Below are 19,061 nucleotides of genomic sequence, written 5' to 3'. Positions count from 1 at the left end.
GACATTGCCGGCAAGACAACAAAGAGGCGCTGCCCGCGATTTCGCGAGCAGCGCCTCTTTGTGTGTTGAAATTAACCGTGCAGGTCAATCGTGGTGGTGTTGAGAGGAGTGTTGTCCTTGCTCTTCACCAGTGAGACGGCGATGAACGAGATAATCGTGACCGCAACAATGTAGACACCAATCGACCAAGATACGCCGGTCTTGTCGAAGACAAGCTGAGCGATCATAGGTGCGAATGCGCCGCCGAGAATCGCGCCGATGGCGTAACCGATAGAGACACCCGAGTAGCGAATGTCAGCTGGGAACATTTCGGCGTAGAGCGCTGCCTGCGGGCCATAGGAGAGGCCGAGACCAACGGTGAGCAGGAACAGAGCGAGGAAGTACATCACAATGTCGCCGGTGTCGATCAGGAACCACATTGGGATGGCCCAGATAGCGATCAGCGCGTAACCGATCTGGAAGGTACGCACGCGGCCGATCCGGTCGGAAAGAATTCCGCCGTAGAGGGTGAAGCCAAGCCAGCCGAATGAGGCGAGTGTGGTCGCCAGCAGCACTGGCGGGCGCTCAAGACCGAGGCCGCCGGTTTCGACCGGACGGGTCGCGTATGCCGAGAAGAACGCGATCAGCAGGTAGCCAGCTGCGTTGTTCGCAATGAAGATGAGCGCTGCGAGAATGACTTCCTTCGCGTTGCGCTTGAAGAGCGTTTTCAGTGGTGCCGAAGACTCGCCCTTGCGCTCCTGGAGCTCCTTGAAGATTGGTGACTCTTCAACTGCCTTGCGAATGAAGTAGCCAACCAGAATCAGCACGATTGAGAAGATGAACGGCACGCGCCATCCCCAGGTGAGGAACTGTTCTTCAGTAAGCGAAGAGGTGATGACCCACATCGTCGCGGTGGCGAGGATCATGCCTACCGGAACGCCAATCTGCGGGTAGGCGCCGAAGAAGCCGCGCTTTCCAGGGGGTGCGTGCTCGACCGACATGAGGGCGGCTCCGCCCCATTCGCCGCCTGCTGAGAAGCCCTGCAGGATACGAAGTAGCACCAGCAGAATCGGTGCGAGCATTCCGACTTGAGCGTAGGTTGGCAGGACGCCGATCAGGGCAGTGGCTGCGCCCATCAGAATCAGAGTCAGCACCAGCATTTGCTTGCGGCCGAGTTTGTCACCGAGGTGACCGGCAACGATCGCGCCGAGTGGGCGGAAGAGGAATGAGATTCCAAGCGATGCCCAAGCAACAATCTGTCCGATTGTCTCGCCAGCTGGGGCAAAGAAGAGTGGTCCGAGAACCACTCCGGCTGCCTGGGCGTAGATGAAGAAGTCGTACCATTCGATTGAGGTACCGACCACTGTTCCTGCGAGTACCCGGCGCTGTTCGCGCTTGGCATCCATAGTTTGTGTCATTTGAACTCCGTCGTTCCTTTGGGGGGAATAAATAATGCGCCGTGACAGGACGCATTAAGTACCGACAATTACTTGCCGACAGGTCAGTAAGTATAGGCATACGGAGTTATAGTCATGCGAATCGAATGGCCGTAAAAACCCAAATCGTTACCGATAATTTCTGGGAGTTACAAGAAAACACCCGTTTAAGGGGAGTTTTATTCGCATGGATCGAGGGCCGACTGAACGTTTGATCAGCGGCCCCCGAAACGGGGGGATTTAGATGTGCGAATCTGCGGTTGTCTTGTTCAACGGTGCGTTGTCTTTGCTCTTCACGAGTGAGACTGCGACAAGCGAGACGATGGTGACTACGAGGATGTAGACACCGATCGACCACGATGCTCCGGTTTTCCCAAAGACAAGCTCGGCGATCATCGGCGCGAATGCGCCGCCAAGAATCGCACCGATGGCATAGCCAATCGAGACACCCGAGTATCGGATGTCTGCCGGGAACATCTCGGCATACAGTGCTGCCTGCGGTCCATAGGAAAGGCCAAGGCCGACCGTGAGCAAGAACAGTGCAAGGAAGTACATCACGATATTGCCGGTGTCGATCAAAAACCACATCGGAATAGCCCAGATGGCGATAAGGCCGTAACCGATCTGGAAGGTGCGCACGCGGCCGATCCGGTCAGAAATGATTCCGCCAAAGAGAGTAAAGCCGAGCCATCCGAACGAGGCGAGCGTGGTTGCGAGCAGAACCGGCGGGCGTTCAAGCCCAAGGCCTCCCGCCTCGACTGGGCGGGTTGCATAGGCCGAGAAGAACGCGATCAAGAGATAGCCGGCGGCGTTGTTCGCAATGAAGATCAGGGCCGCCAGAAGGACCTCTTTGGCATTGCGTTTGAAGAGAGTCTTCAGCGGTGCCGAGGATTCACCCTTTCGTTCCTGGAGTTCTTTGAACACCGGAGACTCCTCAACGGCCCGCCGAATAGCGTAGCCAATTGCGATGAGCGCGATTGAGAAAATGAAGGGAATCCGCCAGCCCCAGCTAAGAAACTGCTCTTCGGTGAGCGTGGTCGTGATTGCCCACATCGTTGCGGTGGCGAGGATCATGCCAACGGGAACACCAATTTGCGGGTAGGCGCCGAAAAAGCCTCGCTTGCCCTCTGGGGCGTGCTCGACCGACATGAGGGCAGCTCCGCCCCACTCGCCACCGGCCGAGAAGCCCTGCGACACCCGAAGTAGTACCAGTAGCGCTGGTGCGGCCATGCCAATTTGCGCGTAGGTCGGCAATGCCCCGATCAGAGCGGTGGCGATGCCCATGAGAAGAAGAGTCATCACAAGCATTCGCTTGCGACCGAGGCGATCTCCGAGGTGACCTGCGACGATGGCTCCGAGCGGGCGGAAAAGGAACGAAATGCCAAGTGATGCCCAAGCGACAATTTGTGCCACTGTCTCGCCTGCCGGGGCGAAAAAGAGTGGGCCGAGAACCACTCCGGCTGCCTGAGCGTAGATGAAGAAGTCGTACCACTCGATGGAGGTGCCGACGACTGTGCCGGCGAGCACGCGGCGTTGCTCTCGGGTGTGACTGATTGACTGTGTCATGAATGAACTCCATTGTTCAGAGCTCGGCCCGCAACTCAGATGAATGAGTCGCGGGCCGGGCGTGAATTACTTACCAAAAGGACGGCAAGTAGCAGCATCATAAGGTTGGTATACCATTTCTGTCGAGCGTTCAAGCTTGATTGTTGTGTGCGTTGCGAGATTTATCCGGATGCGGCTAGGCTAGGGATCTATTAACTGACCGTTCATTCACTTAATGGGTGTCTGATCGACAAGGAGGTCGGCAAACATGCCAGAGGCATATCTCGTAGACGGTGTACGCACCGCTGTTGGGCGTTACGGTGGAGCCCTCGCGGGTGCACGCCCCGACGACCTTGCAGCGCACGTACTGAAGAGCCTCGTAGAACGCACTGGAGTGCCAGCAGAGGCCATCGACGAGGTCATTTTTGGTGCCGCAAACCAGGCCGGCGAAGACAATCGCAACGTCGCTCGAATGGCAGTACTGCTAGCGGGCCTCCCAGACACACTTCCCGGCTACACCGTGAACCGACTTTGCGCCTCAGGCATGACCGCCGTATCGAATGCTTCCCAAGCGATTCGCGCAGGCGACGCCGATCTGATTCTTGCCGGCGGCGTTGAATCAATGACCCGCGCACCATGGGTGCAAGAGAAGCCAGCGAAGCCATGGGCAAAGCCTGGTGACCAATACGACACTTCGATCGGTTGGCGCTTCACCAACTCGCGCCTCGCAGCTCGCGACAAAGCAACCTTCACCATGCCTGAAACGGCCGAAGAGGTCGCACGCGTGTACGGCATCAGTCGTGAAGACGCTGACGCGTTCTCGGTTGAAAGCCATCGCCGAGCGCTCGCCGCAATTGAGGCGGGCCATTTTGAGCGTGAAATTGCGCCCTACACGGTAGAGCTTGGCCGAGGCAAGCAGTCTGTGGTCTCGGTTGACGAGGGCCCACGCCCCGGCACCACCCTTGAGGTGCTCTCGGGCCTGCGCCCAGTAGTCGCCGGCGGCGAAGTTGTTACCGCAGGCAACGCATCCTCGCTCAACGATGGATCGAGTGCTCTCTTGGTAGCGAGCGAAGCCGCCATTGAGCGCTACGGCCTCACTCCACGCGCACGAATTGTGACGAGCGTCTCGGCGGCGCTCGCGCCAGAGATTATGGGTGTCGGCCCGGTGCCAGCAACTCAGAAAGCGTTGCAGCGAGCAGGCCTGAGCATCGACGAAATTGGTTCGGTCGAGCTGAACGAGGCCTTCGCCTCGCAGTCGCTGGCCTGCATGCGCGAATTGGGTCTCGATCCAGCGCGCGTAAACGTCGACGGCGGCGCAATCGCACTCGGTCACCCACTCGGCTCCTCAGGCTCGCGTCTGCTGGTCACTCTGCTTGGCCGCATGGAGCGCGAAAACTCGCGCTACGGCCTAGCCACCATGTGCGTGGGCGTAGGTCAGGGCACCGCGACCATTATCGAGCGAGTCTAAGCATGACTGAGAACTCACCGCTTCTGGTTGAGCAGCGCGAAGGCTACGTGCTCGCGACACTCAACCGCCCAGAGAAACGCAACGCGATCGATCAAGATCTGATTGATGCACTGCACGAGTTGTGCGAGGGCCTTGAAGCCACGCCTCAGACACTGATTCTGCGCGGCGCAGAGGGCACTTTCGCTGGCGGCGCAGACATTGCGCAACTGCGTGAGCGTCGAGCCGCAGACGCGCTCAAAGGCATCAACACCAAAGCGTTTCAGCGGATCAATGCGCTGCCAATGCCGGTAATTGCTGTGCTCGAGGGTTTTGCTCTCGGCGGCGGAGCCGAACTTGCCTATGCGGCAGACATTCGAGTGGGCACCCCGACGCTGAAAATCGGCAATCCAGAAACTGGTCTTGGCATTATCGCGGCTGCTGGCGCAAGCTGGCGTCTGCGTGAACTCGTAGGGGAGCCACTCGCGGCCGAGATCATGTTGGCCGGGCGGGTGCTGAACGCAGAAGAGTCCCTGCGGGCTGGCCTGATTACCCACCTCGAAGAGACCTCCGAAGCGGCGCTTGAGCGAGCGCAAAAGATAGCCTCACGAATTGGTGCGCTCGATCCAGCGGCAACCATGGCGTCAAAGCGTGTGCTGCAGGCACCGCGCGCAGCGCACCCGCAGATTGATCTTGAAGAACAATCGGTGCTCTTTGAGAGCCCCGAGAAGATGCGTCGAATGACCGAGTTTCTTGAGCGAAAGAAGACGAAGTGAGCGAGCACCACGAACACCCTGAAATTGGCGTACCCTCACGGGTGGGCGTGCTTGGCGGCGGCCGAATGGGTGGCGGAATCGCCCACTCGTTCCTGCTCGCTGGTGCCGACGTTGTCGTCGTTGAGCGCGACGTCGCTTCAGCTGACGCCGCACGTGAGCGGATCGAAGCGAGCATTGATGCCTCGATCGCTCGCGGATTCGACGCTGACGCAGCACAGCTGAAGAACTCGCTTACCGTGGCGACCGAGATGGGCTCGTTTGGCGCTTCTCGTCTTGTTGTAGAAGCAGTGCCAGAGATTCTTGATCTCAAAATTGAGGCGCTGCGCGAGATTGAGCGCCAGCTTCCGGCCGACGCGATTCTTGCTTCAAACACTTCGTCGATTCCGCTCGCTCAGCTTGCCGATTCGCTTGAACGACCAGCGCAGTTCATCGGGCTGCACTTTTTTAACCCAGTACCGGCTTCGACACTGATCGAAATCGTGGTGCACGAGGGCACGGCTGAGGCGCTCCCCGAGCAGGCTCGCGCGTGGGTGCGCGCACTCGGCAAGACGCCAATCACCGTTGCAGACTCACCAGGCTTCGCTTCAAGCCGCCTCGGCGTTGCCATTGCGCTTGAAGCCATGCGTATGGTCGAAGAGGGTGTGGCAAGTGCCGCAGACATCGACCTCGCAATGGAGCTCGGTTACAAGCACCCGAGCGGCCCGCTGAAGACCACCGACATTGTTGGTCTCGACGTGCGCCTCGGCATTGCTGAACAGCTCGAACGCGACCTCGGTCCACGATTCGCGCCGCCACAGATCTTGCGCGACATGGTTGCAGAGGGCAAGCTCGGTCGCAAGAGCGGGCAGGGATTTTACGACTGGAACAACGGCAACTAACGCCGTTCACGGATACCAAGACATAAGGAGTTCACGCGATGACGCGAATGCTACAGAGCTATGTGCAGGACGCATGGTGGTCACCAGCCGAGAGCGTTGCTGGGGTTGAGGTTGTTGATGCTTCTACGGGTGAGGCAATCGCTCGAGTGTCAAGCGAGGGGCTTGACCTTGGTGCAGCGTTGGATCACGCCCGCACCGTCGGTCAGAAGAACTTGAGTGAACTGACTTTTCATCAGCGAGCAGTGCTGCTGAAGCAGCTCGCTCTGGTGCTCACTGAGCGCAAGAACGAACTGTACGAACTGTCGTACCAGACCGGTGCCACCAAGATCGACTCGTGGGTTGATATTGACGGTGGTATCGGTGTGCTCTTCACCTATTCGGGCAAGGGTCGCCGTGAGCTGCCGAACGCCAAGGTGCAGCTCGACGGTCCCGTTGAGGTGCTCGCGAAAGACGGCAGCTTCCTCGGTCGCCACATTCGCACCACGCTGCCGGGTGTTGCCGTGCAGATCAACGCGTTCAACTTCCCAGTCTGGGGCTCGCTAGAAAAGTTTGCACCAGCATTTCTTGCCGGCATGCCAACCGTAATCAAACCAGCAACTCCAGGCGCGTACCTGGCGGAGCACATGGTGCGAATTATGGTTGAATCCGGTCTGCTCCCAGCAGGTTCGGTGCAATTGGTCACCGGATCGATTCGTGAAGTTTTCGATCACGCGAAGCTTGGCGATGTTGTGTCGTTTACCGGATCGGCCTCAACTGCTGAGTCACTGCGTCGTCACGACGCGGTGCAAACCGGGGGCGTGATCTTCGGCGCTGAAACTGACTCAATCAACGCTTCGGTGCTCGGTCCAGACGCTGTAGCTGGCACACCAGAGTTCGACGGATACGTGCGCCAGCTGGTGAATGAAATGACCACCAAGGCAGGCCAGAAGTGCACCGCGATTCGCCGTGCGATTGTGCCAAACGCTGTGGTGAACGACGTGATTGAAGCCGTGCGCGCCCGTATCGCTGAGAAGGTCGTTGTTGGCGATCCTCGCACGGAGGGTGTCACCATGGGTGCGCTCGCTTCTGCTGAGCAGCGCGAAGAGGTATTGCGTCAGGTCGACAAACTGGTAGCTGACGGCGGCAAGATCGTGGTTGGCGAAGGCCAGAGCGCGGCGGACGGCGGTGCCTTCTTGCAGCCGATTCTGCTGCACTTCGCAGACGCCAACGCTGCCCGCGTGCACGACACTGAGGCGTTCGGCCCGGTCAGCTCAGTGATCGGCTACGACAGTGCCGATGAGGCTGCTGAGCTCGTGATTCGCGGCGGCGGTTCGCTCGTCACGAGTGTCGCTTCGCACGACCCAGAGTTTGTTGCCACGCTCACCAAGCGTGCTGCTTCGGCCAATGGTCGTATGCTGGTGCTCGATCGCGATGATGCCCGCTCGTCTACCGGTCACGGCTCACCACTGCCGATGCTGGTACACGGTGGACCGGGTCGCGCTGGTGGCGGAGAAGAGCTCGGCGGTGTGCGCAGCGTGTTCCACTACATGCAGCGCACGGCGATCCAGGGTAGCCCAGCGATGCTGACTGCAATTACCGGTGTTTGGCATGCTGGCGCGACCACGCAAAACGATGTGCACCCGTTCCAGAAGTCGCTGCAGGATCTGCGTATTGGTGACCAGGTTGTGTCTGAGGCTCGCGAGGTCACCCTCGACGACATCAGCCACTTTGCTGACTTCACCGGCGATACTTTCTACGCACACGTCAACGAAGAAGCCGCGGCGGCGAACCCGTTCTTCCCCGGTCGTGTGGCGCACGGATACCTGCTGCTCTCGTTCGCGGCTGGTCTTTTTGTCTGGCCAGACGTTGGCCCGGTCCTCGCAAACTACGGTCTTGAGAACCTGCGGTTTATCACGCCGGTCTCGCCTGGCGATCAGGTGCGAGTGGCGCTAACTGCGAAGCAGATCATTCCGCGTGAAACCGATGAGTACGGTGAGGTGCACTGGGACGCCGTTCTGACAAACCAGAACGATGAGACCGTCGCCACTTATGATGTGCTGACTTTGGTTTCAAAGACACCAAACGCTTAGTCGATAGCAGAAAACCCCGCGCATCTAGCTTGTCTAGATGCGCGGGGTTTTCGCTTTCTCAAAGTTCTGGCCCGCCCACCCCAAATCCGTCGTCATACGCTCGGCAGGGAGACTAGCGCTATCCCTTTTGGTCGCGCCGCACGGTGGGGTGGCGCAGCTTTCAAACTTTGCTAAGCCTTTGGCCGAAGCCCGTCGTTCAAGAATCGCAGCACGGAGTCGGCGATTTCTTCTGCGCTGAATCGTCCGCCTGGGCGGTACCACTCAACGAGCGAGTTGATGAGGCCGAAGGTGAAACGCTCGGCCAGCCCAGGATCAAGGTCTTCTCGTAGGGTCTGTTCTTCGAGCGATTGGTCAAAGAGATGGCGAAGCTTCTGGTCGAATGCGCGGCGTCGCTCCATAGCTTGCAACTCCACCTCAGAGTTGCCGTGTAGACGCAGCAAAAGCAGGAGATAGGGCCGTTCTTCGCAGGCCACGCGCACTGCACCGGTCACAACAAAACGAATGCGGTCTGCAGCGGCGCCCTCGGTTGCCGCACGCGCAGAAAACACGCTCTCGAGTGCGCCTAGCACGCGTTCAAGCGCCATCTCGAGCATTGCCTGTTTCGAATCGAAGTGGTGGTACACCGCTGACTTGGAGAGGCCCAGACGCTTAGCGATGAGTTCAAGGGTTGCTGCGTCGTACCCGTGGTCAGTGAAGACCTTGACGATCACTTCGAGCATTTGCTCTTGGTCGTAGCCTGGGCGTCCGCGACGAGGCGCAACGGCGCCGTTTGTTCGTGACTCCATAGTCGACTCCTTGGCAATATGAGAAGCGGCGGCAAGCGCCCATGGGTACTTGCCGCCGCTTACTGTATCAGTTGACCGGCTTAAATCTGCTCACGCAGGTCATAAACTCGCTTGAGTTTGCCCTGCGAACGCTCGAGCGATCCACACGGTACCAATTCGACACCTACCGAGGTGCCGATGCGGCTCTTGATGTGGTGCTGGAGCACCTTTGCAGCTTCGATGCACTGCGCATCGCTGACGCCCTCGCGAGGCTCAATCTTCACGCAAAGCGCGTCCATCTTGCCCTTGCGGGTGAGCTCAAGCACGAAGTGGGTGCTCAGGTCCGGGCTTTCCAGAGCGATTTCTTCGATCTGAGTGGGGAAGAGGTTCACGCCACGCAGAATGATCATGTCGTCATTGCGGCCGGTGATCTTCGCGATGCGGCGCATGCCGGGGCGAGCGGTGCCTGGGCGAAGCTCGGTGAGGTCACGGGTGCGGTAGCGGATCACGGGGAACGCTTCTTTGGTGAGCGTCGTGAAGACAAGTTCGCCCTGCACGCCGTCTGGGACCTGCTGCAGGTTTTCGTCGATGATTTCTGGCAGGAAGTGGTCTTCCCAAATGTGGGGGCCGTCTTGGGTTTCGACGCACTCGTTGCCAACACCCGGTCCCATAACCTCAGAAAGGCCGTAGATATCTACTGCCTTGATGTCGAGGCGTTCTTCTAGTTCTTTGCGCATAGCGTCGGTCCACGGCTCGGCACCGCACACTGCGACCTTGAGGCTGGTTGAACGGGGGTCAATTCCGGCGGCTTCAAATGCGTCGGCAATGGTGAGCAGGTAGCTCGGGGTGCACATGATTGCATCTGGCTCGAAGTCCATGATCAGCTGAACCTGCTTTTCGGTCTGACCGCCAGACATTGGAATGACGGCGCAGCCTAGGCGTTCGATGCCGGCATGCGCGCCGAGACCGCCAGTGAATAGACCGTATCCGTAGGCGTTGTGTACACGCCATCCCGGGCGAACGCCCGCCGCGTAGAGCGAGCGAGCAATGAGATCAGCCCAGTTGTCGAGGTCGCTCTGGGTGTAGCCGACGACTGTTGGTCGGCCCGTGGTGCCCGAAGAAGCGTGAATCCGGCGAATGTCTTCCTTCGGCACTGCAAACATGCCGAATGGGTAGTTCAGGCGAAGGTCTTCCTTCGTCGTGAAGGGGAGGCGCTGCACATCTGCGAGCGTCTTAATGTCGTCTGGATGTACGCCGGCTTCGTCAAACTTGGTGCGGTACAACGGAACGTTTTCGTACGCGTGGCGTACTGTCCACTGCAGGCGTTCTAGCTGGAGGGCTTCGAGAGAAGCGCGATCGAGCCGTTCTGCGTCGTGCAAGCCGAGCTCTTCCATAGTGATCTGTGACATGTGTCGACTCCTTGGCTCTACTTCGAGGTGGTGGGCAGGGTGCGATTAGTGGTGAACGAGCGACCGCGGAATTCCGCGATGAGTTCACCGTGCTGATCGGTAATAGTGATGTCGTATAGTCCGTTGCGGCCAGAGAGCCAGCGACGAACTGCGGTTGCGGTGAGGGTGTCTCCGGCGTGACTTGCCTTGGTGAAGGTGATGTCTGCGCCTGATGCAACGGTGGGCTGATTGCTTTCGTTGCATGCGTAAGCAAAGGCGGTGTCGGCCAGGGTGAAGACCATGCCGCCGTGAGTGATGCCAAATCCATTGGCCATTTCTGGGCGAACCACCATTGAGAGTACGGCGCGGCCGCGCTCAAGTTCGTGGATCGTCATGCCGAGAAAGCGTTTGGTGTTGTCGGTCGGCGCCATGTGTGTCGCTGCCCATTCGGGATCTGCCGCATATGCGAGCTGGTGATCCTCGGCCTGAATAGTTGATGGGGTGCTGTTCATTGTGACGCTCCGTTGCGTAGTAGGGGTGCTGACCACGGTGTGAGTTTCAAGGTTCTTGCGAACCCGGATGGAATGAGTATACTAACTGAATGGTCGGTCAGTAATTCGAATCGGGCCAGTATTCCCTGTTATCCGGCATTTTCTGCACCTAGAGTCAAGGAGGCCTCAGATGTCAACTCCGGTTACCGCTGTAGAGACCAGCGAAGAGCAGGCTCACTTCGATGCGCTTATCGAGGCTGATCTGCGAATTGAACCACGCGATTGGATGCCAGAGGCATATCGCAAAACTCTGATCCGTCAGATCTCTCAGCACGCGCACTCCGAGATCATCGGTATGCAGCCAGAGGCAAACTGGATCACCCGCGCCCCGAGCCTGAAGCGTAAGGCGATTCTGATTGCCAAGGTGCAGGACGAAGCGGGTCACGGCCTCTACCTTTACTCAGCAGCACAGACACTCGGCATCTCACGCGAAGAGATGACTGATCAGCTGATCGAAGGCCGCGCGCGCTACTCATCAATCTTCAACTACCACACGCCAACCTGGGCCGATATGGGTGCAATTGGCTGGCTCGTTGACGGTGCAGCGATCTGCAACCAGGTGCCACTCTGCCGCGCCTCATACGGCCCCTACGGTCGCGCCATGGTGCGTATCTGCAAGGAAGAGTCGTTCCACCAGCGCCAGGGCTTCGAGATTCTGCTAGAACTCTCGCAGGGCACCCCTGAACAGAAGCAGATGGCGCAGGACGCGGTAAACCGCTGGTACTGGCCATCGCTAATGATGTTCGGCCCAACCGACGACGAATCACCGAACTCGGCGCGCTCGATGGCTTGGAAGATCAAGCGTTTCTCGAACGACGAACTTCGCCAGCGATTTGTTGGCATGTGCGTGCCGCAGTTTGAAGCACTCGGCCTCGAATGCCCTGACAAGGATCTGCGTTTTGACGAAGAAACCGGTCAGTGGATCATGGGCGAAATCGACTGGGACGAATTCTACGCAGTGCTCGACGGCCGTGGCCCAGCAAACACTGAGCGTATTAAGCGTCGCCGCGAGGCACACGACACCGGTGCTTGGGTGCGCGAAGCAGCAGCCGAGTACGCACGCAAGCAGAGCGAGCAGGCCCGCGTAGCGGCCTAACTCGAACGACGATCGAATACGAATAAGGAGACGAAGATGTCAACACCCGGAGAGATGGGTACCGAGGCTTGGCCGCTTTGGGAGGTCTTCATTCGCGCGAATCGCGGTCTGAGCCACGTACACGTTGGATCGCTGCACGCGCCCGACTCTGAAATGGCAGTGCGCAACGCTCGCGATCTGTACACGCGCCGCAACGAGGGCGTGTCGATTTGGGTTGCACCAGCAACCGCTTTCACCACGAGCGATCCCGATAGAAAGGGTGAGTTCTTTGAATCGCCAGCCGGTAAGAACTACCGTCACGCGATCTACTACACCCGCGCTGAAGGGGTGAAGCACCTGTGAGTCACGATCACGACGTTATCGACCACCACGGCGACGTATCACTCGACGAGACCATTCTCGACGAAGAGCTGCCGGGCTCGGGTCGCATCGCGAGCGAAAAGGTAGCCGAGTATGCGTTGCGTCTTGGCGACGATTCGCTGATTCTTTCGCAGCAGCTCGGCTGGTGGGTCTCGCGCGCACCAGAACTCGAAGAAGATCTTGCTCTCGGCAATATCGCACTCGACCTGCTCGGTCACGCCCGCGCCCTGCTCAACTTCGCAGGCTCTGCGAGTGGCAAATCAGAAGATGACCTTGCGTTTTGGCGCGACGAGCCAGAGTTCCGCAATTGCTGGCTCGTAGAGCAGACGGGCACCGATTTCGGTGACATGCTCGCGCGTCAGCTCTACTTCTCGATCTACCAGGTGCAGCTATACACCGCGCTGCTTACGAGCAGTGACGAGTCGATCGCGGCAATCGCTGCGAAGGCAGAGCGTGAGGTTCGCTACCACCAGGATCACGCGGTGCAGTGGACGCTACGCCTCGCCGGTGGCACCGAAGAATCACGGAAGCGGATCATTGTCGCTCTCGAAGATATGTGGCCATACGTTGAAGAGCTCTTTACCGATGACGCGCTTATCGATCAGCTTGAGGGTATCGCGGCTCGTCCGTCTTCGCTTCGCGCTGGTTTCGACGAAACACTCAACACCGTATTTGCTGAGGCTGGCCTAGAACTGCCAACCGCAAAACCAGCAATGACCGGTGGCCGAGAGGGACGTCACTCGACACTGCTCGGGTACATTCTCGCTGAGCTGCAGTGGCTACCACGCCGCCATCCAGGCGCGAAGTGGTGAGTGCCGTGTCTACATCGACCGGTATTCGGCCCACTGATGAGGCATCGGCAAAAGTCTGGGACCTAGCAGCAACGATCCTTGACCCTGAGGTGCCGGCGCTGACCATCGAAGACCTCGGTGTGCTGCGTGAAGCACACGCAGACGGCAAGGTTGCGCACGTAGTGCTCACACCAACGTATTCAGGCTGCCCCGCGATCGACCAGATGCGCGATGACGTCGCTTCTGCCCTTCGCGATGCGGGCTATGAAGACGTGCAGGTGAGCTACACGCTGGCACCAGCCTGGACTACCGACTGGATGACCGAAGCAGGCAAACGCAAGCTCGAAGACTACGGAATCGCCCCGCCAATGGCGCGCTCCGATGAGATGCGCGGGCCGATCCCCGTGAATCTCGGCGTGAAATGCCCGCGCTGCCACTCGCTGCATACCCGTGAGATTTCTCGATTCGGTTCGACTTCATGCAAGGCGCTCTACCAGTGCCAGCGCTGTCAAGAACCTTTCGACTACTTCAAGGTGCACTAGGCGGGCGCTTACCTGAATACTTCGGGTGCCACCAAACCAACCAAATAAATGTACGAGCCGGCTGAAAGGCAAGAACATGGCTGCCATCAATCTCGGCGCAAAGAAGCGCGCGACGTTTAACGAACTGCGTGTTGCCGATGTGCGCCCACTGACTGACACCAGTGTTGAGGTCACCTTTGAGGTGCCCGCAGAACTCGCTGACAACTATGACTACGCTGCGGGCCAATACCTCGCGCTGCGGGCAACGATCGACGGCGAAGAAGTTCGCCGCTCGTACTCGATTTGCCGCCCACCTCGCGACGGCCGCATCTCGGTTGCGATCAAGCGTGACCTTGGCGGTCTGTTCTCGAACTGGGCGAACGATACGCTGCAGCCGGGTCAGACCATCGACGTAATGACACCGCAAGGCACCTTCACTTCAAACCTCGAGGACCTCGACGGCAAGCAGGTAGTAGGCATTGCCGCTGGTTCGGGCATTACCCCCGTGATCACCATGGCGCACCGCGTGCTGGAGCAGAGTGAAACCGCACGTTTTGATCTGCTCTACACAAATAAGTCGTCTCTCGACGTGATGTTTGTTGAAGAGCTCGCAGAGCTGAAAGACCGCTACCCGGATCGCCTCGCCCTGCACCACGTGCTCTCTCGCGAGCAGCGCTCGGCACCGATCATGTCTGGCCGTCTTGACGAAGAAAAATTGCGCACGATCCTGCAGTCGATTATTCCGACCGCTCGCGTGAACGAGTGGGTGCTTTGCGGCCCATTCGAACTTGTGCAGCTCACCCGCGACCTGCTCGCTGAGAACGGTGTAGACGAGAAGCATATTCGTTTTGAGCTATTCAGCACCGGCGAGCCTGGCGCGCAGGCTCCGCGTGCTCGCGACGTTGTGATTCAGTCGGGAGAAAAAACCTTCGAGATCGACTTCACGCTCGACGGCACCTCAGCTACGGTTGAGAGCCCGATTAGCGCAAACGAGACCGTGCTGAATGCGGCACTGCGTGTGCGCCCAGACGTGCCATTTGCGTGCGCCGGTGGTGTCTGTGGCACCTGCCGAGCCCGCGTCGTCGAGGGCAGCGTTAACATGCATGAAAACTACGCGCTGGAAAGCGACGAGATTGAGCGCGGGTACGTGCTTACCTGCCAGTCGCGACCGACTTCCGACCGCATTGTGGTCGACTTCGACGCATAAGCAGCGATATTGCGAGGGCACATCTCTTCCGAGGTGTGCCCTCCTTTGTCATTACCAGCCTGGGCGATGCTGCCCAGCACAACCACGATGGAGAACCTGAGATGATTCGACTGACAATTACCGACGGCGTGGCAGAAATTGTGCTTGACGCGCCAGAGAAGCTGAACTCGCTCGACCCGACTGCGGTTGCTGAGCTCTCAGCTGCCTACGATGAGGCAGCTGCAGCGGGCGTGCGCGCGCTCTTGCTGCGCGGTGAAGGCCGCGCATTCTGTGCGGGCCGAGACATCTCTGGGGTTGATCCTCGTGAGGACGATGTGATCGGCTATCTTGAAGGTCTGATCGAGCCGCTGATGAAAAAGATGAGCGAGTTCCCCGCCCCCACCTTCGCGGTGGCAACGGGTGCGTGCCTAGGAGTCGGACTCGGCCTCTTGATCGCAACCGACGTCGTGTACGTGGCCGAGTCAGCAAAGATTGGCAGCCCATTTGCCAACCTGGGCGCGACGCTCGACTCGGGTGGTCACGCGCTGTTCTTCGAGCGCCTCGGCGCCCATCGCACGCTGGATCTGATCTACACGGGCCGTCTGATGTCGGGCACAGAGGCCGTCACCGCAGGGTTGTTCTCTCAAGTGCTGCCCGATGATGAGGTGCTCGCTGCCGCACAGCAAGCCGCTTCGAAGGCAGCAATCGGCGCGACTCAGGCGTTTCTGGCATCGAAGCGACTCGTCGCAGACCTGCGCGATCAGCGAATTGGGCTGTGGGCCTCAATGAGCGATGAGAACCGTGCTCAGGCGGCGCTGTGCGACACGTCGGACTACCGCGAGGGGTTTGCTTCTTTCCAGGAAAAGCGTCGCCCGAATTTCACGGGCAAGGCTTAACTCGTTGACGGATACTGCGATTCGCTGCGCAAACAGACCAACGCGCTAGGCGCGACGTATCGTGTCGCGCGGCGGATGTCCCGAGCTCATCCTCGGATCCGATGAGAGCGAGAGTCAGAGATGACCCTCGCTCTCAACCGGGCTGTTCGAACGCAGGCTGAAGGTTAGATCTTTCGCAGCAGAACCTTCTGCACGGTGTGGTCGGCGTCTTTGCGTAGCACCAGCGAAGCGCGGGCACGAGTTGGCCGAATGTTTTCGATCAGGTTCGGTTCGTTAATACCTGCCCAGAACTCGTGCGCCAGATCGCGCGCCGCCTGCTCATCAAGGCCAGCAAAGCGCTTAAAGAATGAGTCTGGGTTACTGAACGCCTGATCCTTCAACCGCAAGAAACGATTGATGAACCACTGCTCGATGTCTGCGGTGCGGGCATCGACATAGATCGAGAAATCAAAGAGGTCGCTCACCGCGAGCGGGTGGTCCATTGAGGCAGGCTGCAACACGTTAAGCCCCTCAACGATCAGGATGTCGGGTCGTTTCACCTTGGTGAATTCTCCCGGCACAATGTCGTAAATCAGGTGGTCATAGTGCGGCACATTCGCTTCCGCGGCCCCTGATTTCACCTGGGTCACAAAACGAAGCAGTGCCCGCCTGTCGTACGACTCTGGGAAGCCTTTGCGGTGGGCGATCCCACGCTCATTCAGAACCTCATTCGGGTACAAAAACCCATCGGTCGTAATCAACTGAACATGCGGGGTTTCAGGCCAGCGAGCGAGCATATCGCGCAAAATTCGGGCAACGGTCGACTTGCCGACCGCAACCGAACCCGCAATTCCAATGACAAAAGGTGAGGGCCTGTCATTTGGTCTGCGCAAAAAACTGCGAGTGCGGCGGTGCACCTCTCGCTCTGCAATTGCGTATTGATTGATAAGTCGACTCAGTGGCCGGTAAACATCGCCAACTTCGGCGAGATCTAGCGGTTCTCCGAGCCCACGATAGGCCTCAATCTCGGCCTCTTTGAGGGGCATAGGGGTCTCTCCAGCGAGCCTTGCCCACTCATCACGAGCGATTTCAATGAATGGAGAAGTCAGGTCTGGGCGTACCAGAGCCTGTGTCTCAGTGCTGTACTCAGTCATCACACTTCATCGTGCCACTAAAATAACGTCTATGTGTGGAATCGTCGGATATGTCGGCCCCGGAGACACCGTTGAGGTGCTCACGAGCGGTCTCAAGCGCCTCGAGTACCGAGGCTACGACTCAGCGGGTGTCGCTGTGCTCGATACCAACGGTGAAGTTGCAGTTCGGAAACGATCGGGCAAGCTCGCTCGTCTGGTAGAACTTCTTGAAGCGAGCCCGGTACCAGCCACGGGCACCGGTATCGGTCACACTCGCTGGGCAACACACGGTGGACCAACCGATGTGAATGCACACCCGCATCTCGGTGATGCAGGCAAGCTTGCGCTGATTCACAACGGTATCGTCGAGAATTTTGCTGAACTTCGTGCCGAACTTGATGCCGCTGGTGTTGAACTGCAGAGCGAAACCGATACCGAGGTTGTGGCCGCTCTGCTCGGGCTTGAGGTGGCGAAGGCAGGTGACCTTGAGGTTGCGTTCCGAAGTGTGGTGAAGCGACTGCACGGCACCTTCACCCTGCTCGCAATGCACCGCGACAACTCAAACAAGGTTGTCGCTGCGCGCCACAGCTCACCACTCGTGGTTGGCCTTGGCGAGGGCGAGAACTTCCTTGGTAGCGATGTGGCGGCCTTTGTCGGGTACACCCGACGCGCAGTGGCGGTCGAAGAAGACAACATCGCGATCATCACCCCAGAACTCGTGACCATCACCGACTTCGACGGCAACCCCGTTGAATTCGAGGAGTACGAGGTGGCGTGGGACACTGAAGCTGCCGACAAGGGTGGCTGGTCTTCGTTTATGGCGAAGGAAATCAATGAGCAGCCTGAGGCTGTTGCGAACACCGTTCGCGGACGCATCACCGATGGGCACGTGGTGATCCCTGAGCTGAGCGCGCTCGGTGATGAGACCATCAAGAACGTCGACCGTATTGTGATCATTGCCTGCGGTACCGCCTCCTACGCTGGTCAGATTGGTGCCTATGCGATTGAGCAGTGGGCCCGCATCCCGGTCGAGGTGCAGCTGAGCCACGAGTTCCGCTACCGCGACCCAGTGCTCAGCGAGCGAACTATGGTGATTTCGGTTAGCCAGTCGGGCGAAACCATGGACACCATGATGGCTGTGAAGTATGCAAATGAGCGCGGTGTCACTACCGTTTCAGTCTGCAACACGCAGAGTGCAACGATCCCGCGCGAAAGCGATGCTGCTGTTTACACCCACGCTGGGCCCGAGGTTGCTGTTGCGTCGACAAAGGCTTTCACCGCACAGATCACCGCGCTGTACCTGATCGGTTTGCACTTTGGTCACGTACGCGGCACCCTCTCGGCAGAAGCTGAAGCCGCCGCAATCACCGGCCTCGAAGAGCTGCCGGCAGCCGTAGCCGAGGCAGTTGCGACGCACGACGAAATCGCGCAGCTCGCACACTGGATGGCAGACACCCGTTCGGTGCTGTTCCTCGGTCGTCACGTAGGTTTCCCAACTGCTCTTGAGGGCGCACTGAAGCTCAAAGAGATTGCTTACATTCACGCTGAAGGCTTTGCTGCAGGTGAGCTGAAGCACGGCCCAATTGCGCTGATTGATCACGGCCAGCCAGTGTTCGTGCTGGTGCCAAGCCCGCGTCAGTCGCCAGTGATGCACTCAAAGGTTGTCTCGAACATTCAGGAGATTCGCGCCCGCGGTGCCCGCGTGATCGCACTCGTGGAGAAGGGCGATACCTCGGTGCTGCCTTACGCAGATGATGTGATTCGCCTGCCACTGGTTGACTCGATCTTTGAGCCACTCGTGCAGGTTGTGCCGCTGCAATGGTTCGCGCTTGAACTCTCAACCGCGAAGGGGCTCGATGTTGATCAGCCTCGCAACCTCGCGAAGTCGGTAACCGTCGAGTAACCATGATTCTCGGTATCGGTGTGGATACGGTCGATATTGCGCGATTTGAGCGCTCTATCGACCGCACACCGAGCCTGCGTACAAGGCTCTTCACCGAGGCGGAACGCACGCTCCCGATGGCCTCGCTCGCAGCACGTTTTGCGGCAAAGGAAGCACTGATCAAAGCCATTGGTGACTCCTACGGCCTCGGCTGGCATGACATGGAGGTGCTTCGCGGTCAAGGTCGCAAACCCTCCTTCGCCAGAACTGAGGCACTGGTGCAGCAACTTGTTGCCCTGGGCGGCGACCAAATACACCTTTCAATGACGCACGACGGCGGAATGGCTACGGCTTTCGTTATCGTGGAAGCAGCAACGGAGGCGTGAA

At 58.9% G+C, this 19,061-nt stretch carries 18 protein-coding genes; 12 read left to right on the top strand and 6 right to left on the bottom strand.

Annotation, left to right across the window (positions count from 1 at the left end; genetic code table 11):
• Positions 1-71: 71 nt before the first annotated feature.
• Both QBL02_RS01625 and QBL02_RS01620 read right to left on the bottom strand, forming a co-directional pair.
• Complete coding sequence (locus QBL02_RS01625) at positions 72-1,397, bottom strand: MFS transporter (protein WP_282724607.1); 1,326 nt, start codon at positions 1,395-1,397, stop codon at positions 72-74.
• A gap of 258 nt (positions 1,398-1,655) precedes the next feature.
• Positions 1,656-2,981 (bottom strand): MFS transporter, encoded by a 1,326-nt coding sequence (locus QBL02_RS01620; RefSeq protein ID WP_282724606.1) that lies wholly within the window; start codon positions 2,979-2,981, stop codon positions 1,656-1,658.
• A gap of 247 nt (positions 2,982-3,228) precedes the next feature.
• Here QBL02_RS01620 and QBL02_RS01615 point away from each other — a divergent pair, with 247 nt between their 5' ends.
• From QBL02_RS01615 to paaZ, 4 genes are read left to right on the top strand one after another with little or no spacing between them, the layout of a single operon-like run.
• Positions 3,229-4,428 carry a thiolase family protein gene (locus QBL02_RS01615; protein ID WP_282724605.1) on the top strand — a complete coding sequence of 400 codons (1,200 nt, stop codon included), beginning with the start codon at positions 3,229-3,231 and terminating at the stop codon, positions 4,426-4,428.
• 2 nt (positions 4,429-4,430) lie between these two features.
• Positions 4,431-5,180 (top strand): enoyl-CoA hydratase/isomerase family protein, encoded by a 750-nt coding sequence (locus QBL02_RS01610; RefSeq protein ID WP_282724604.1) that lies wholly within the window; start codon positions 4,431-4,433, stop codon positions 5,178-5,180.
• On the top strand, positions 5,177-6,058 hold the full coding sequence (locus QBL02_RS01605; RefSeq protein WP_282724602.1) for a 3-hydroxyacyl-CoA dehydrogenase family protein: 882 nt from the start codon (positions 5,177-5,179) through the stop codon (positions 6,056-6,058). Before QBL02_RS01610 ends, QBL02_RS01605 begins: the two co-directional genes overlap by 4 nt.
• Positions 6,059-6,096: 38 nt before the next feature.
• Positions 6,097-8,127: a phenylacetic acid degradation bifunctional protein PaaZ gene (gene paaZ / locus QBL02_RS01600; RefSeq protein WP_282724601.1), complete on the top strand. Its 2,031-nt coding sequence runs from the start codon at positions 6,097-6,099 to the stop codon at positions 8,125-8,127.
• Between the two features lie 170 nt (positions 8,128-8,297).
• Here the strand turns inward: paaZ and QBL02_RS01595 are convergent, their stop codons facing one another.
• From QBL02_RS01595 to paaI, 3 genes are all read right to left on the bottom strand, one after another.
• A complete protein-coding gene (locus QBL02_RS01595) occupies positions 8,298-8,912 on the bottom strand; it encodes a TetR/AcrR family transcriptional regulator (protein WP_282724600.1) in 615 nt (204 codons plus the stop codon).
• Positions 8,913-8,992: 80 nt separating this feature from the next.
• On the bottom strand, positions 8,993-10,285 hold the full coding sequence (paaK, locus tag QBL02_RS01590; RefSeq protein ID WP_282725259.1) for a phenylacetate--CoA ligase PaaK: 1,293 nt from the start codon (positions 10,283-10,285) through the stop codon (positions 8,993-8,995).
• A 32-nt stretch (positions 10,286-10,317) separates the two neighbouring features.
• Positions 10,318-10,791: a hydroxyphenylacetyl-CoA thioesterase PaaI gene (paaI, locus tag QBL02_RS01585; RefSeq protein WP_282724599.1), complete on the bottom strand. Its 474-nt coding sequence runs from the start codon at positions 10,789-10,791 to the stop codon at positions 10,318-10,320.
• A gap of 169 nt (positions 10,792-10,960) precedes the next feature.
• Between paaI and paaA the strand changes: the two genes are divergently transcribed.
• The 6 genes from paaA to QBL02_RS01555 all read left to right on the top strand — a co-directional run bounded on the left by paaA (position 10,961) and on the right by QBL02_RS01555 (position 15,680).
• Complete coding sequence (gene paaA / locus QBL02_RS01580) at positions 10,961-11,926, top strand: 1,2-phenylacetyl-CoA epoxidase subunit PaaA (RefSeq protein ID WP_282724598.1); 966 nt, start codon at positions 10,961-10,963, stop codon at positions 11,924-11,926.
• Positions 11,927-11,962: 36 nt separating this feature from the next.
• A complete protein-coding gene (gene paaB / locus QBL02_RS01575; protein ID WP_282724597.1) occupies positions 11,963-12,268 on the top strand; it encodes a 1,2-phenylacetyl-CoA epoxidase subunit PaaB in 306 nt (101 codons plus the stop codon).
• Positions 12,265-13,098 carry a 1,2-phenylacetyl-CoA epoxidase subunit PaaC gene (gene paaC, locus QBL02_RS01570; RefSeq protein WP_282724596.1) on the top strand — a complete coding sequence of 278 codons (834 nt, stop codon included), beginning with the start codon at positions 12,265-12,267 and terminating at the stop codon, positions 13,096-13,098. The genes paaB and paaC overlap by 4 nt, the downstream gene beginning before the upstream one ends.
• Before the next feature lie 5 nt (positions 13,099-13,103).
• Positions 13,104-13,619 (top strand): 1,2-phenylacetyl-CoA epoxidase subunit PaaD, encoded by a 516-nt coding sequence (gene paaD / locus QBL02_RS01565; RefSeq protein ID WP_282724595.1) that lies wholly within the window; start codon positions 13,104-13,106, stop codon positions 13,617-13,619.
• A 76-nt stretch (positions 13,620-13,695) separates the two neighbouring features.
• Positions 13,696-14,805: a 1,2-phenylacetyl-CoA epoxidase subunit PaaE gene (paaE, locus tag QBL02_RS01560; protein ID WP_282724594.1), complete on the top strand. Its 1,110-nt coding sequence runs from the start codon at positions 13,696-13,698 to the stop codon at positions 14,803-14,805.
• A 101-nt stretch (positions 14,806-14,906) separates the two neighbouring features.
• On the top strand, positions 14,907-15,680 hold the full coding sequence (locus tag QBL02_RS01555; protein ID WP_282724593.1) for an enoyl-CoA hydratase-related protein: 774 nt from the start codon (positions 14,907-14,909) through the stop codon (positions 15,678-15,680).
• A 164-nt stretch (positions 15,681-15,844) separates the two neighbouring features.
• On the opposite strand, the gene coaA is transcribed toward QBL02_RS01555, so the two are convergent.
• A complete protein-coding gene (gene coaA / locus QBL02_RS01550) occupies positions 15,845-16,813 on the bottom strand; it encodes a type I pantothenate kinase (protein WP_282724592.1) in 969 nt (322 codons plus the stop codon).
• A 31-nt stretch (positions 16,814-16,844) separates the two neighbouring features.
• Between coaA and glmS the strand changes: the two genes are divergently transcribed.
• Positions 16,845-18,695, top strand: coding sequence for a glutamine--fructose-6-phosphate transaminase (isomerizing) (gene glmS / locus QBL02_RS01545; RefSeq protein ID WP_282724591.1), 1,851 nt, complete (start codon positions 16,845-16,847; stop codon positions 18,693-18,695).
• Between the two features lie 2 nt (positions 18,696-18,697).
• Positions 18,698-19,060 (top strand): holo-ACP synthase, encoded by a 363-nt coding sequence (locus QBL02_RS01540; RefSeq protein WP_282724590.1) that lies wholly within the window; start codon positions 18,698-18,700, stop codon positions 19,058-19,060.
• Position 19,061 lies beyond the last annotated feature (1 nt).

Origin of the sequence: Leucobacter sp. UT-8R-CII-1-4, assembly GCF_030010235.1 — a bacterium.
In the GTDB taxonomy this organism is placed as follows: Bacteria; Actinomycetota; Actinomycetes; order Actinomycetales; family Microbacteriaceae; genus Leucobacter.
This window is presented reverse-complemented; position numbering and strand designations above follow the sequence as displayed.

Excerpts from the sequence above, each read along its gene's own strand:
- QBL02_RS01595 (WP_282724600.1), bottom strand. The coding sequence starts at position 8,912 with ATGGAGTCACGAACAAACGGCGCCGTTGCGCCTCGTCGCGGACGCCCA.
- paaZ (WP_282724601.1), top strand. The coding sequence starts at position 6,097 with ATGACGCGAATGCTACAGAGCTATGTGCAGGACGCATGGTGGTCACCA.
- QBL02_RS01610 (WP_282724604.1), top strand. The coding sequence starts at position 4,431 with ATGACTGAGAACTCACCGCTTCTGGTTGAGCAGCGCGAAGGCTACGTG.
- QBL02_RS01615 (WP_282724605.1), top strand. The coding sequence starts at position 3,229 with ATGCCAGAGGCATATCTCGTAGACGGTGTACGCACCGCTGTTGGGCGT.
- paaI (WP_282724599.1), bottom strand. The coding sequence starts at position 10,791 with ATGAACAGCACCCCATCAACTATTCAGGCCGAGGATCACCAGCTCGCA.
- QBL02_RS01625 (WP_282724607.1), bottom strand. The coding sequence starts at position 1,397 with ATGACACAAACTATGGATGCCAAGCGCGAACAGCGCCGGGTACTCGCA.
- coaA (WP_282724592.1), bottom strand. The coding sequence starts at position 16,813 with ATGACTGAGTACAGCACTGAGACACAGGCTCTGGTACGCCCAGACCTG.
- paaE (WP_282724594.1), top strand. The coding sequence starts at position 13,696 with ATGGCTGCCATCAATCTCGGCGCAAAGAAGCGCGCGACGTTTAACGAA.
- glmS (WP_282724591.1), top strand. The coding sequence starts at position 16,845 with ATGTGTGGAATCGTCGGATATGTCGGCCCCGGAGACACCGTTGAGGTG.
- paaA (WP_282724598.1), top strand. The coding sequence starts at position 10,961 with ATGTCAACTCCGGTTACCGCTGTAGAGACCAGCGAAGAGCAGGCTCAC.
- QBL02_RS01540 (WP_282724590.1), top strand. The coding sequence starts at position 18,698 with ATGATTCTCGGTATCGGTGTGGATACGGTCGATATTGCGCGATTTGAG.
- QBL02_RS01620 (WP_282724606.1), bottom strand. The coding sequence starts at position 2,981 with ATGACACAGTCAATCAGTCACACCCGAGAGCAACGCCGCGTGCTCGCC.
- paaB (WP_282724597.1), top strand. The coding sequence starts at position 11,963 with ATGTCAACACCCGGAGAGATGGGTACCGAGGCTTGGCCGCTTTGGGAG.
- paaK (WP_282725259.1), bottom strand. The coding sequence starts at position 10,285 with ATGGAAGAGCTCGGCTTGCACGACGCAGAACGGCTCGATCGCGCTTCT.
- QBL02_RS01555 (WP_282724593.1), top strand. The coding sequence starts at position 14,907 with ATGATTCGACTGACAATTACCGACGGCGTGGCAGAAATTGTGCTTGAC.